General features: G+C 64.7%; 11 protein-coding genes, 1 tRNA gene and 1 pseudogene. 8 read left to right on the forward strand and 5 right to left on the reverse strand.

Annotated features, from left to right (window positions below):
* Window positions 1-133 precede the first annotated feature (133 nt).
* Window positions 134-718, reverse strand: a complete 585-nt coding sequence (locus NQ204_RS03325; RefSeq protein ID WP_079222337.1) for an FMN-dependent NADH-azoreductase — start codon at window positions 716-718, stop codon at window positions 134-136.
* A gap of 126 nt (window positions 719-844) precedes the next feature.
* Between NQ204_RS03325 and NQ204_RS03330 the strand changes: the two genes are divergently transcribed.
* Window positions 845-1837, forward strand: a complete 993-nt coding sequence (locus NQ204_RS03330) for a LysR family transcriptional regulator (protein ID WP_079222336.1) — start codon at window positions 845-847, stop codon at window positions 1835-1837.
* Between the two features lie 78 nt (window positions 1838-1915).
* Here NQ204_RS03330 and NQ204_RS03335 read toward each other — a convergent pair whose 3' ends face one another.
* On the reverse strand, window positions 1916-2974 hold the full coding sequence (locus NQ204_RS03335; RefSeq protein WP_256643062.1) for a DUF4241 domain-containing protein: 1059 nt from the start codon (window positions 2972-2974) through the stop codon (window positions 1916-1918).
* A gap of 125 nt (window positions 2975-3099) precedes the next feature.
* Between NQ204_RS03335 and NQ204_RS03340 the strand changes: the two genes are divergently transcribed.
* Together NQ204_RS03340 and NQ204_RS03345 are read left to right on the forward strand one after the other, a co-directional pair.
* Window positions 3100-3189, forward strand: a tRNA-Ser gene (locus NQ204_RS03340).
* Between the two features lie 169 nt (window positions 3190-3358).
* Window positions 3359-3751 (forward strand): BLUF domain-containing protein, encoded by a 393-nt coding sequence (locus NQ204_RS03345; protein ID WP_116862697.1) that lies wholly within the window; start codon window positions 3359-3361, stop codon window positions 3749-3751.
* Here NQ204_RS03345 and NQ204_RS03350 read toward each other — a convergent pair.
* Window positions 3727-6507 (reverse strand): UvrD-helicase domain-containing protein, encoded by a 2781-nt coding sequence (locus tag NQ204_RS03350; protein WP_256643063.1) that lies wholly within the window; start codon window positions 6505-6507, stop codon window positions 3727-3729. The two genes, NQ204_RS03345 and NQ204_RS03350, sit on opposite strands and share 25 nt — an antisense overlap.
* A 150-nt stretch (window positions 6508-6657) precedes the next feature.
* Window positions 6658-7647, reverse strand: coding sequence for an acrylyl-CoA reductase (NADPH) (gene acuI, locus NQ204_RS03355; protein ID WP_256643064.1), 990 nt, complete (start codon window positions 7645-7647; stop codon window positions 6658-6660).
* A 102-nt stretch (window positions 7648-7749) separates the two neighbouring features.
* Here acuI and NQ204_RS03360 point away from each other — a divergent pair, with 102 nt between their 5' ends.
* The 5 genes and pseudogenes from NQ204_RS03360 (at window position 7750) to NQ204_RS03380 (ending at window position 11752) form a co-directional block, all read left to right on the forward strand.
* Complete coding sequence (locus NQ204_RS03360; protein WP_116862647.1) at window positions 7750-8097, forward strand: winged helix-turn-helix transcriptional regulator; 348 nt, start codon at window positions 7750-7752, stop codon at window positions 8095-8097.
* A 414-nt stretch (window positions 8098-8511) separates the two neighbouring features.
* A complete protein-coding gene (locus tag NQ204_RS03365; RefSeq protein ID WP_256643065.1) occupies window positions 8512-8919 on the forward strand; it encodes a hypothetical protein in 408 nt (135 codons plus the stop codon).
* A gap of 75 nt (window positions 8920-8994) precedes the next feature.
* Window positions 8995-9858, forward strand: a complete 864-nt coding sequence (locus NQ204_RS03370; RefSeq protein ID WP_256643113.1) for a Smlt3025 familytype IV secretion system inhibitor — start codon at window positions 8995-8997, stop codon at window positions 9856-9858.
* A 24-nt stretch (window positions 9859-9882) separates the two neighbouring features.
* A pseudogene (locus NQ204_RS03375) lies at window positions 9883-11200 on the forward strand (XVIPCD domain-containing protein).
* Between the two features lie 96 nt (window positions 11201-11296).
* Window positions 11297-11752: a hypothetical protein gene (locus tag NQ204_RS03380; RefSeq protein WP_256643066.1), complete on the forward strand. Its 456-nt coding sequence runs from the start codon at window positions 11297-11299 to the stop codon at window positions 11750-11752.
* Between the two features lie 109 nt (window positions 11753-11861).
* Here the strand turns inward: NQ204_RS03380 and NQ204_RS03385 are convergent, their stop codons facing one another.
* Window positions 11862-13547, reverse strand: coding sequence for an ATP-binding protein (locus tag NQ204_RS03385; protein WP_256643067.1), 1686 nt, complete (start codon window positions 13545-13547; stop codon window positions 11862-11864).
* Window positions 13548-13579 lie beyond the last annotated feature (32 nt).

Genomic DNA, 13579 nt, shown 5'->3' on the forward strand with positions numbered 1-13579 from the left:
GCCCCGCACAACAAAAAAACGGCCCCGCAATGCGGAGCCGTCGGGGTGGGCCGGGATGGGGGAGGGGCTCCCGGCCCGCAATCAGCGCCCCCGACGAGGAGGGGGGAGGGCGCCGATCGCTGGAACGCAGTACTTACGCAGCCACTTCTTCGGCAGCGTGCGACGGCAGGGCCGACAGCGCGCCGGCAATGGCGTCTTCGCGGTGCTTCGGCGAGTAAGCGATGCCCTCGGCACGCACGAACTCGACGTTGTCGATGCCCATGAAGGCAAACACCTGGCGCAGGAAGGGCTCCTGGAAGTCAGCCGGCGAATCGGTGTAGATGCCGCCACGGGCGCTCACCACGATCACGCGCTTGCCACCGGCCAGGCCCACCGGGCCGTTCTCGGTGTACTTGAAGGTGCGGCCGGCCACGGCAACGCGGTCGATCCAGGCCTTCAGGGTGGACGGGATGCTGAAGTTGTACATCGGCGCGCCGATGACCAGGATGTCGGCGGCCAGGAACTGCTGCATCACCTGTTCAGCGTCGGTCGCCTCGGCGGCATCGACACCGGCCAGCGAGCTGCTGCGCAGATGCGGTACCGGATTGGCGTCAAGATCGCGATAATCGACCTGCAGGCCGTCGATCTGGTTCTTGAACTGGGCGACCACGGCAGCGGTCAGCTGGCGGGACACGGAATTGTCGCCAAGCACGCTGGCGTCGAGATGCAGAAGCTTCATGGCAGTCACCTATGTTCTGGAGGGGAAGGGCGGTGTTTGCCGCCGACGGAGAGAACGATAGGTTGTTGCACGGGCAGGATAAAGGTGATTCAATGCCACGAATTGTTCTAGATATGGAACTCGGGTATGCATGACCTGAATGACCTGTACTACTTCGCCATGGTCGTTGACCACGGCGGTTTCGCTGCCGCCGAACGCGCCCTGGGCATCCCCAAATCGCGCCTGAGCCGCCGTATCAGCCAGCTTGAGACCGACCTGGGCGTGCGCCTGCTGCAGCGTTCGACGCGCCGCTTCGCCGTTACCGACGTCGGCACCAGCGTGCATCGCCATGCACAGACCATGCTGGCCGAGGCCCAGGCCGCACGCGAGGTGGTTGACCGCCTCAGCGCCGAGCCGCGCGGCGTTGTGCGCGCCAGCGTGCCCGTGTCGCTGGCGCAGATGCAGCTGCCCAAGCTGCTGCCCAAGTTCCTCGAGCAGTACCCGAAGGTCCGCCTGCAGCTGAACATCAGCAACCGCCGAGTGGACATCATCAATGAAGGCTACGACGTGGCCCTGCGCGTGCGTTCGCGCCTGGATGACGACGGCAGCCTGGTGATGCGCAGCTTCGGGCAGGTGCAGGAACTGCTGGTGGCCAGCCCGAAGTACCTGGACCGCGCCGGCCGCCCGAAGGATCCGGAGGAACTGACCCAGCACGTCACCCTCAGCATCAGCGAAGATGAAGCGCGCCAGCGCTGGGAACTGCATGGCCCGGAAGGCGAAGTGCGCCGGGTGGACCTGCAGCCGCGCGTGGCCGGCTTCGATTTCCCGCTGCTGCAGAGCATGGTGAAGGACGGTTTCGGCATCACCATGCTGCCGGAAACCGTCTGCGCCGAAGCCGTGCGCAATGGCGAACTGGAAGTGGTGCTGCCGGACTGGTCGTTGCCGCAGGGCGTGTGCCACGCCGTGTTCGCCTCGCGCCGCGGCCTGCTGCCGGCGGTGCGCGTGTTCATCGATTTCCTGGCCGAACACCTGCCGCCGCAGCTGGAGGCCTCGCGCCTGGATTGCGGTGGCGCGTGCGAGAAGGCCAAGGAGAAGATCAAGGCCAGTGCGCTGGGTGCACTGGCGGTGGATGCGGGCTGAGGGGTGCCCTTCGACGCTGACGCTGATCTTTGAACGGTAGCGCCGGGCCATGCCCGGCGTTGCCGTTTCCGGCGCCAGTTACCTGCGCCCGAACAACCGAGCCCAGAAGCCGGGCCGCGCCTGTTCCGGCGTTGTAGTCCTGGTAATGACCGGCGCCTCCAGCACGGCCATCAGCTCCGGGCTGCGTGGCTTCTTCAGGAAGCGCGCATAGTCGCGGTAGCTGGTCACCTTGTTCATGTGCAGGCGCTCGGGCATCGCTGGTTGCGCGCCGCCTTGCAAGAGTTCCCTTAATGCCTGCGGGCGGTCCAGGCGGATCGCCTCGAACAGGGCAGTACCGCCGCAGCCGGGTTCGATCTGGTTGGCCCGCTGTGGCGCATCCTTCAGAAGCGCGCGCAGCGCATCCGTGTCATCACGCTCGACGGCAGCCACCAACTGCGCCAGGGCCTCGGCTTCCTCAGGCGCCAGACTGTCGCGATAGGCCTGATCGGCGATCTCTCGCGCGTCGCGCCCCTCACCGCCTTCGATGCACAGGAAATCGGTTACCAGTGCCACCGGGATGCCGGATGTGTCCAACGCCCAGTAGCTGGGGTAGACGCCATCGCCCCAGCCACTGGTGAACACGACCAGGCCGTGCGGGGAGTCCTGGCCCCAAGGGCGGTACTCGGCGCCTTCATCCAGGCCGTCGTGGTCAATCAGCGCATCGGACCATGCTTCGTTGCCCTGATCGATCAGCGCAAGCAGCGCCTGCTGGGTATCGGTATCCATGAAACAACCGATGCCGGCGTCGACCGGGTAGCCAATGAAGCTGTCCTCATCCAGGCCGGTCAGGTCCTGCGTGGTCCAGCGCGCCATCTGCCAGTGCAGGGCCGATACCGTGAGTGCCTGGCGCGGTTTGAACCAGACCACGGCCAGCGCCGGGCGGCCGCTGTGCACGATGATCTCGACCGGATGCAGGCCCGCCGGGACGGTGTAGTCGGCCAGCGCTGGGGCCTCGGCCTGGACCAGCGGATCGCAGACCACCAGGTGCCCGCTGCTGACCGGCAGATGGCCGGCGAAGCTTCGGGTCAGGGCGACCGCGGCCAGCTGGGTGTCGTCCAGCAGGCAGGTGCGCAGGTTCGCCAGATCGAGGTGGGCCATGGCGGCTCCGGTTGCAGGTGATGCCCCACCGTGCCGGATGCGAAGGGCAGGAGCAAGGGTGGTCTTGGGCAAATGCGCTTCACGTGCGAGAATACGCCGCTGCCCGGGCAACCGGGACCCCGATTGGAGAGATGGCCGAGCGGTTTAAGGCACCGGTCTTGAAAACCGGCGAAGGGTTAAACCTTCCGTGGGTTCGAATCCCACTCTCTCCGCCAGATGATAAAACGCCCCGACAGGGGCGTTTTTGCATCCTGCAGTCTGACTCTCCGCCCGGCCTCCGGTAGCGGCGGCAATCTCCGGGCGTCAACGTTCTCACGCAGACCGGTGATAATGAACTAAGTTGCTTGTGTTCCAGGGAGGTTGCACGCCCTTAAGGTACCCGCCGTGTGTTACATCGGCCAAGCTGTTGCTGGGCTTGCCCGAGCGCGGGTCAGGCAGATCGGCCGGGGTTCCACTGACTTCAATCGGGGCGTGGATGTCACCGGCGTTCTGCTGTTGGATGGCGCGCGCTTTCTCCAATACTTCGAAGGGCCACATGATGGCGTTGAGGCGGTACTGGAGCGCATCCTGGGCGCCGAGGATCGCCGCGACGTGGAAGTGCTCGCCAACGGCAATGTCCCTCTGTGCTATTTCCCGCACCGTTCCATGCGCATCATTTCAACGTCGGCATCTGCTCTGCAACATGCCGCGACAACTGATTGGAGCGCATCTGGCCCGGATACAGTTCAGCGGCTCGCCGCGCTTGTTCCGCTTCACCGCGGCGAGCGCGGCCCATGAAGGCTGGCTCCACGCGGGCCCTTCGGCTTGTTATGGCACAACGGGTAACTCGAACACGACCGGAACGCCCCATGCGGCCCATTCCGCTCCACAAACACCCCCACCTTGCACACCGGGCAGCGCTCTTCGTTGATGGCCGCACCTGAGATCCCGGTCACCTCCACAACGCCTTCCTCCACCAGCTCATCCAGGAAGGGCGAATGCTTGCCCTGCAGGGTAAACATCGCCACGCTGCGCCGCGCACGCGTCAGCGCCACATAGAACAACCGCCGCTCTTCGCTCAGCGGGTAGGTATCCCCATCCGGCATCGCCAGTGACAGCACCGGGTCATCCGCGCGCAGGCTCGGGAATCCACGGTTCACCATGGCCGGCAGGATGACGTAGTCCGCCTCGCGCCCCTTCGATCGATGGGCGGTCAGGAACTCAACCTCCATCGTGCTGCCAAACAGCGTCTTCCAATCCGCAGGCAGCGCACTGCGATCCGCCCGATAGCGGCCCAGCACAAACACGCGAACGCGCCCATCGCGCCCCTGCGGCACCGCCCCGGACAGCAACTGCTGATGCAGCTTGGCCAGGTACTGGCGCACGCCATCCTGAACTTCCTCACGCCGGGTCATCTGGAAGGCCTGCAGCACCGGCCCAATCGCTGGCGCAGCGGAACGCACCGCCTTGGCAATCTGCGCAGGATTGCGGCTGATGAAGCGGCTGGAGATATCGCACAGTTCCTGCGGGCAGCGGAAGGTCTGCTCCAGCTTCAGCACCTGGGCATGGCCCATCCATTCGCGGAAGCCGGTCATCACTGAAACGTCCGCACCGGCGAAGCGATTGATCGACTGCCAGTCATCGCCCACTGCAAACAGGTGGTGGCCCGGCTGGCTGACCAGCGCACGGCAGAGGCGGGCGCGGGCACGCGAGGCATCCTGGAACTCGTCGGCCATCACCAGGTCGTAGGGCGATTGGTAATGCCCTTGCTCCAGGATGCCGGCAGCCATGTTGAGCATGTCCTCGAAGTCGATGCCGCGCTCGTCCGCCAGCGCCTCGTCCCAGGCCTGGAAGACAGGTGCCGCGATTTCCAGGAACCGCCGATGCCTTTCCTTGAACTGGTCCTCGGGCATCTGCTGCAGGCGCGCGGCCAGATCGTCCAGCGTCAGGCAGTTGCTCTTGGCGTGGGCAATGAAGGTCCGCATCAGGCCGATCAGGTCCGCATCCGGCATCGGCTTTGCGCCCTCGCTAGGCAGCTCACGGTCGGGGTTGGGGTCCAGCTCGACATCGGCGTCGCCGAGTTTCTCCGCAAGATGTTCCAACGCATGCCCGCTGCGCAGGCCGAACGAGGTTGTCTCCACCAGCGCAGTGCCGCGCGCCACGTGCTGCTGGCGCTTCCACTGCATGCCTTCAGCGTAGTTGGCGAAGTGCTTCGGCGGCTGGCCGTTGGCATCCAGCGCAAAGTGCTCGTGATACAGCGCTGCGTCCGGGTAATAGAAGTCCGGTCGATACTGGCGATGGGTATCGGTGGCGGTATCGAATTGGTACCGGCGCTCGTAGTCGTACGCCACGCCGTTGTAGAACAGCCAATCGGCAATGACGCACTCTTCCAGGCTTTTCACCCGCTCGCCCTGCAGGGTGCGGATGTAGGGCGTGCCGTCGCGGTCGTAGCCATCGGCCATCATCTCCGCACCGAACGGCGGAAGATCCCGCCCGAACACCAGGCGGAACATGTCCCAGTGGGTACGGAAGTGGATCGAACGATCCTTCAGGTCGTCCACCAGTTCGGCCAGCTTGTTGAAGCCAAGCGTGGCGTCGATGGCCCATTCGGGAATGTCGGGCTTGCGGCCGGTGGCCTTGCCGATGATGGCCAGGCCCAGCGCATGGAAGGTCCGGGCTTCGACCACGGTGTCGCCCATGCCGAGCCGGTCGAAGGAGCGCTGCGCGCGCTCCTCCAGTTCCCTGGCCGCATCCTTGTTGAAGGCGAGCATGACGATCCGCTCGGGCTCAACGAACCCGCGATCGATGGCATAAGCGGCCTTGGCGACCATGGTGGAGGTCTTGCCGGAGCCCGCCGAAGCGACGACCTGCACGCAGTTGTCGAAGCAGATGACCGCGCGCGCCTGTTCCTCGGTCAGCGGTTTGCTTTCGACGCGGTCCAGGAAGTCCTTGGCCAGCACCAGCTCCCGGGTCGCCATGGTGGAATTGGCGTCGGCCCATACGGCGGGCCAATCCAGCTGCCAGTCGTGCAGGGCATCCAGCGCGGCCCGGTGGCTGTGCGAATGCAGATCGTCGTGCAGGTCTTCATCAAGGAACAGCCGTTCCAGCTCGGCCGGAGACAAGGGCAGGGTGGGGCGCTCGGCCAGCAGCGTCTGCTGCTGTTCGTGGGTGATCCAGCGGCGGCCGGCGCTGCCCCTGTCAGTGAGGGCGTCGGCCTCGGCCAGCCACGATTGGATCTGCTCCAGCATGTCCGCAAAGAGTGCCTTGCGCCCGCGCGTGGTGCGCGCAAAGAGCACCTGCTGGACAGCAGCCGCGAGGCGGGAAGCCTGGCCGTTGGGCAGGCCGTCCACGGACAGCGTGTCGCCGTCATCGCTCTGCAGCGCAACCCGGGCCCAGAACAGGCCCGGAAGAACCCGCACACGCTGGTCGCCGTCCACGTGCTGCCGGTACTGCCGGCCCTCGATCAGCAGCTCGACATGCTCGCCATCCAGTCGCAGCCGCCAGTTCGGCGAACGGGTCACACGCTGGCCCCAGCCGGAGGGGCGCCATTCCATAGACATCCAGATACTGCCTTGCGTACGTCACTGGGCGTAAAGCGCCCTTACAGCTCCATGATAAGGGGGCTTGGTGCCGTGCGCAGAGCTTCTGGGTAAGGCAGGCCCGCAGCCAGCGATGGCGTTGCACCACCGCTGGCCCGATCGCCGTCAGGCGTTCACATCCACCACGATCCGCCCGCGCACCTTGCCCGGGATGATCTGCTCGTACACATCCAATACTTCGGCCAAGCCGATCAGCTGCACCGTGCTTTCCAGCTTCTGCGGGTCCAGGTCGGTGGCGAGGCGATCCCATGCACGCTGGCGTACGTGCTGCGGGGCATTCACCGAATCGACGCCGGCCAGGGTCACGTTGCGCAGGATGAAGGGCAGCACCGAGCCGTGCTGCGCATCGCTCTGCGCCAGGCCGCAGGCGGCCACGGCGCCGCGGTACTTGGTCTCGGCAAGCGCGTTGACCAGGGTCGGGCCGCCGGCCACGTCCACCACGCCGGCCCAGCGCTCGGCGCTGATCGGCTTCTTGCGCGGCTCGGAAAGCTCCGCGCGGTCGATGATCTCCGTCGCGCCCAGGCTGTGCAGGTATTCGGCATGTTCGGGGCGGCCGGTAGCGGCCACCACGCGGTAGCCCAGCTTGGACAGAATGGCTACGGCAATCGAGCCCACGCCGCCGTTGGCGCCGGTTACCAGCACATCGCCTTTTTCCGGGGTTACGCCCGCGTCTTCCAGTGCCAGCACGCACAGCATGGCGGTATAGCCGGCGGTGCCGATGGCCATGGCATCGCGGGTGGTCAGGTTGCCGGGAATCTTGTTCAGCCACTCACCGCGCACGCGGGCGCGCTGGGCCAGGCCGCCGTGGTGGCCCATGCTCAGGTCCCAGCCATTGAGCACCACGCAATCACCGGCCTTGAAACCGGCATTGCTGGATTCCAGCACCACGCCGGACAGGTCGATGCCGGGAATGAGCGGAAACTTCTGGATGACCGGGCGCTCGTTGGTCAGCGCCAGCGCATCCTTGTAAGTGAGGGTCGAATAATCAACCTGCACCAGGACATCGCCATCCATCAGGTCGGCCTCGTCAAAATCCACCAGTTCGGTGGAAACACGGTCGTTCGTCTTGCTGGAAAGCAGTGCCTTGAACTTCATGGTGGGGCCTCACGTTCAGTGGATGGGGCCATGCTAGGCTCGCACCGTTATTGCGACAAGAACGATGGTTTTTCGTAGGTACTATGGTTTTCCGGAGTATGTATGCGTAGCAAGCGTTGGGACGGCAAGAGCGGCTGCGCCGTGGAGGTAACGCTGTCGGTGATGGGTGGGGTGTGGAAGCCGGTCATCCTGTTCCACCTGATCAAAAGCAAACGCCGATTCATGGAACTCACACGGCGGGTGCCCAATGCCACCCAATCCATGCTGACCAGCCAACTGCGTGAGCTGGAAGCCGATGGCGTGGTGATCCGCCATGTCTACCCGGAAGTGCCGCCGAAGGTGGAGTACGAGCTTTCTGAGTTCGGACGCACGCTGGTGCCGGTGCTGCTGGCCATGCGCGAGTGGGGCGAAACCTATCGCGGTTACCAGAGCACGCTTGAGGACAGCTGAGGGCGGAGGTGTGTCGCATCTGCCACATCGGCGAGGAGCGGAATGACGGTTGCATGGATGACGCCTGCAGGCCGGGAGCGCCATTCGATGGGCAATTCGCCACTGCATGACGCAAGCGCCTCAATTACAGCGAAGTAGGGAGTTTTCCTGCTTTTCAACCGCCGAACAGTACGCCAATCATCGCCTCGCCAAGGCACTCGCCCTGGCCGGGATTGGCGTCCCGAACTTACGAGATACATGGCGTCGGGCTTGCAGCTGAAACTGCAGTCACGACAATGCACCGCAAGCCAGTTCATGGCGGACGGTGCGTGGGGATCTTGCGATCCGCCGGCTTTCGTATCTCGTATCCGGCACGCCAACCCGCACCGTCCGCCACCTTGCATCTGCAGGTGGCCACACCGTGAGGTTGCCGCCATGTCTGACCGTCTTCCCGACTATCCCCGCCTGCACGCGCTGCTCGGCGCAGCCCTGCGCGATCTTCCCAATGCCGTAGCCGAAACGCTTGAGGATGCCCTCTGCGAATCCGCTGAAGGTGCGCCATCATCCGCGTTCTTTGCACACCTCAAAGCCCACGGAAAAAACCTGCGTGCCGATGGCGAGGCGTGGACCGAAACCTGCCTCAGCCCCGGCCGGGCATTCGACCTGGCTCTGGCCACCCGCAGCGCTTCAGGCATCACCGCGTTGACCGCCGTGCTGCACGCCGCGCACGTGGCGCGGGAAAGCGATGACACCGCATGCTGCCCCTCCGCGGCGGTGATTGAAGGGCTGTTCAATGCCTGCCAGATGCTGTCGCTGCAGGTGGAGCGCAGCCTGGTGCCCTGAAGGTTGGGACGCCGTTCCTGTCTCGTTGACACCCGGTTCCCTATAGTGGCCCCGGAACCCTGCTATGGAATGGCCATTCACGTGATGTCCCCCGGCCGCTGCCTGGCACTGGCACTTGCTGTCGCAGCAACTGCCAGTGCATGCGCACGTCCGCCGTCCAACGAACACGAAAGAAATCCTGCCATGTCGGGCGCAACCCAGACCGGCCGTACCCTCAATGGGCATACCTACACCGACGCGCCAGTGGATGTGAAACTCGGTCCGACGACGTTCCGGTTTCCCGCTAATTATCTGGACAGCCAGATCGCGCCCTGGCCGGGCGAGGGCGTTACCCTGGTGATTGAATGGCCGGATATGAAGCCAACGGCGCCAGGTGCGCGGGCCGATCCCCGGACCAATGATTTCCGTAAGGAGATTTCGGTCAGGATCAACTACGTTGACCGTGTTCCCGTTGAGGGGTTGCTGGAACGCTATGCGTCCAATGAATCGATTACCGAGGCCGGTTCGTTGGAACGGGAAGACTCCCGGGAGCGGCTCGATCTGCGCACGGCGCTGCCGGAGATGCTGGGGCTGACGCCCTATGCCATTGATGAGGCCAGGATGGTTCAGTATGTCAAGCTTTACCAGGAACGCGGCGGAGCCCCCCCCGTTCGCAATCCAGCCTTTGAGAAAGATTGGTACGCCGCGCGGCAGGCTGATGGTCGAATTACGAGCTTCATCAAGTGTGATGCGAAGGCGCATTTCGCTGATGGCGTGCGCCTGGTGGGCGGCAGCGTGGTTCAGGAGCCGGGTGTACGCGCTGCGAGCTGCGTCCACTATTTCGTCGATCTGGACGACAAATTGTCTGTCAGATTGGATTACAAGCGGGTGTTTCTGAAGGATTGGAAGCGTATGGAAGACGCTGTCAGAAGCGTGCTTTCGAGCGCGCGATCCAATTGATCCAAGGAATGGAAGGAGTCTGGTATGAGTGGGTTGACCGAGCATGACCTGAGGATCCTGCGCAATTACGCAAAGGACGGTAACCGCGAGCTCTATTGGAATTATCTCTCGCAGCTACCGGGGGCAGACGGTTACGGGACGCTGGCACTGGGTGTGGTACGCAATGACAGTCTTCCGGGCAGGGTGGCCAACAGCTATGCGCAGAGCGACGCGAGCACGCAGCATGATGAGGGCTCCCGCTTTCCCAACACCCGCCTGAGCGAGCGCCAATGGGAGGCATTCGGCAGGACCCTGCTGGAAAAAAAATCTGGAGCTCCGCCAGGAAAGGATGGAGGACCACCGTCCGGATCTGGCCCTGAACCTGCCTGGCGCCGATGTGATGCTGGCACACGATCGTTCCTTCAATGATCACGGCTTGGACCCCAACTGCCGGACCCCGCGCGTGCTGCTGCAGGCTGCGCTAGGTCCGCAGAAGATGGAGCAGATCTGGACCAGCATGCTTAACAACGACTACCGAGGCATGACGCGCGCATGGGACACCAGTACCGATGCCCTAACGCAGATGGGGAAGTGGAAGGGCGGTCGCTATGTGCTCACGTTGACGGCGCATGAAGCCGTCCAAGCCCTTGAAGGTCGCTCGTCGGTCGACCCAAACGTGATCGGCGGCAGCAGCCACTACGCCATGTACTTCGAGGGGGAGAAGAAGTGGACCAGTGTCAGCGACGGTGGTGGCCATGTGACGATGAGCGAGATCACCGATCCCGCACGCATTGCTGAACTCAATGATGCGCGCGAGGTGCGTCTGGAGCGCCAGCAGAAGGCCACCCAGTTCCATCCAGACGATACGTTCCGCACGATCACCCGCAGCCCGTTCACGGCGTCGGTCGACGATCTCCCGGACCCCCGCCTCGCCCCGACCCGGTTGGCCGATATCGGCCCGGGCCATGCCGAATACGGTCTGCTGCAGCAGGTCAGGCAGGGCGTGGCGGTTCTGGATGCGCAGGCAGGGCGCACGCATGATGAAAGAAGCGAGCGCCTGACCGCCAGCGTGATGGCGCTGGCGCGCCGGCACAACCTGGAGCGGGCCGACCACGTGATGTTGAGCGCGCAGACAAGCGACAACCCTGCCGGCCGCAACGCCTTTGTGGTGCAGGGCGAGCCAAACGATCCCGCGCATCTGCGCGCGTCGATGCCGACGGATCTCGCGGTGCAGACACCGGTCGAGCAGTCGCTGCAGCGCCTGCAGGTGGCCAGCGTGGACCGCGAGCAGAGCCAGGTGCAGCGCCAGCAGCAGGAGATGGACCTGCAGACACGGGACAACCCATCCATGCGGATGGGCTAGGCGCCATGACGACGTAACCGAAGCCTCACGCCGCCTTTGCAACTCCGCGTGCGGCCATTGCTAAGTTCGCTTGCAACTCATTCAAGGAATTCAGCAATGACCCGGAAGTCCCCGCGTGTCCTGCTCGGCCTCTGCCTGGCCCCGGCGCTGGCCTTCGCCCAATCCGACCGCCAGGTGGCCGAAGACATGGTCACTCGTGCCGCCAACGTGTGCCCCGGGCACAGCACCGAGCGCACCGCGCCTACGGTGAATAAGGTGCCCGTGGGCGCGTTGCGGGTGATGCTCGACCGCGGCTTGGTGATGTGCCCGGATCGCCGGCTGGATGCTTCGGCGCCGGCGGTGTTCTATGGGCGTGTGGGTGTGTTCGGGTGGAACCCGGAAGTGCCCGAGGCTGCGACGGTTGTCGTGGCGAAGATCGACCAGATGACCCGCAAGGATGAGTACCCGGTGGAGACGCTGGTGTGGGATGCGAAGGGCATGGCGTTGACCCAGCAGACCGTGCCGGCGTTCGAACCGCGGCCGGGTGCGGCGGTGTTGTACAAGGTGCGCTGATTCATCAGCGTTCTAGCGCCGGTAGATGCTCACCTTGGTGGGCGCTTCTGGTCGCACGCGCGGTGACAGAATCGTGCCCACCAAGGTGGGCACCTACCAGGCGATGCGACTACCGCTGATGCTGCCCCGATTCGCTGATGACCTGGGCCAGCTGTTTCAGCGTGTAGGGTTTGCGCAGCAGGGTAAAGCCATGCCCTGGGTCGCGCGCCAGCAGCTCGCTGTAACCGCTGGTGAGGATGACGGGCAGCCAGGGGAACCGCTCCCGGATCGTGCGCGCCAGGTCCAGGCCATTCACCCCCGGCATCACCACGTCGGTGAACACCACCTGGAAGCGATGGGCATCGCGTTCCAGCTCGGCCAGTGCGTCAGCGGCATTGCGTGCCAGCACCACCTGGTAATCGAGTTCACGCAGGGCGGCCACGGCGAACTCGGCCACGTCGATGTTGTCCTCGACCACCAGCACGCACAATCCGTGGCCATGCACCAGCCCGTCGTGCTGCACGGGCCGCGGCGCGCTCTCGCTGCCCTGGCTCAGTGGCAGGTACAGGGTGAACCGTGTTCCGGTGCCGGGCTGGCTGTGCACATCCACTTCGCCTTCGGATTGCTTGACGAAGCCGAACACCTGGCTGAGGCCCAGCCCCGTTCCCGCACCGACGTCCTTGGTGGTGAAGAAGGGCTCGAAGATGTGGTCGAGCACCGCAGGTTCGATGCCGGTGCCAGTGTCACTGACGCTGATGGCGGCGAAGTCGCCCTTCATCGGCGCGGCAAAACGGACGGAGGGCACCGCAGTCACCCGCTGTACGTCGATGGTGACGTTGCCATGGCCGGTGATGGCATCGCGGGCATTGACCACGATGTTGATGAGTGCCGTATCCAGCTGGCTACGGTCCAGCAGCACCTGCAGCGGGGTGTCGGGCAGGGTGATGGCGACCGAGACGCGGGCGCCAGCTACGGTCGTGATGATATCCGCCAGCGCGTGCACACTCTCGCGCAGGTCGAACACTTCCGGTGACAGGCTCTGCCGGCGGGAGAAGGCCAGCAGCTGGGAGGTCAACCGCGTTGCACGCTCTGCAGCGGTGACGATGGAGTGCACATACCTGCCGCGCGGATCCTCGGGCTGCGCGGTGTGCAGCAGCATGTCCGCCGAGCCGGTGATGACCTGCAGCAGGTTGTTGAAGTCATGTGCCACCCCGCCGGTGAGCTGGCCGATGGCCTCCAGCTTCTGCGCCTGGCGCAATTGCTCACGCGCGCGCACCAGCTCAAGGTGGGCTTCGCGCGCTTCCTGGGTAATGGCCGCCACCTGGCGGCTGTGCAGGGTACGCTCGATCACCCGTTCGGTCTGTTCGCTCACCACGCACAGCAGCCCGGCAACCTCGCCATCGGCCATCCGCAACGGCGAATAGGAGAATGTCCAGAAGGTCTCCTTCATGGCGCCGTCGCGATCCATCATCAGTGGCAGGTTCTGGAAACTGCGGCTGGTGCCGGCAAAGGCATCGGCAATGGCGTGCCGCACGTCTTCCCACACATCAGCCCAGACCTGCCGCAGGCCGCTGCCCATGGCGCCGTGCAGCTTGCCGCCCAGCATCGGCAAGTACGCATCGTTGAAGAAGAACGTCATCTCCTCCACGCCCCACGCGATCCAGAGCGGCTCCGGCGAGTCAAGGATCATGGACAGCACGGTGCGCAGTTCGACCGGTGCGGCGGCAGCGGCCGGCGAGCGCGCCCAGTCACTGTCCTGCAGCAACCGGTACGCGAGCTGCCCGGGCTCAGACGCCGGGAGGGGGAAGGAAGACATGGCCGCTCTGGGCAGGAAGGTGCAACAGGGTA

The organism is Stenotrophomonas testudinis, assembly GCF_024499815.1.
GTDB lineage: Bacteria > Pseudomonadota > Gammaproteobacteria > Xanthomonadales > Xanthomonadaceae > Stenotrophomonas.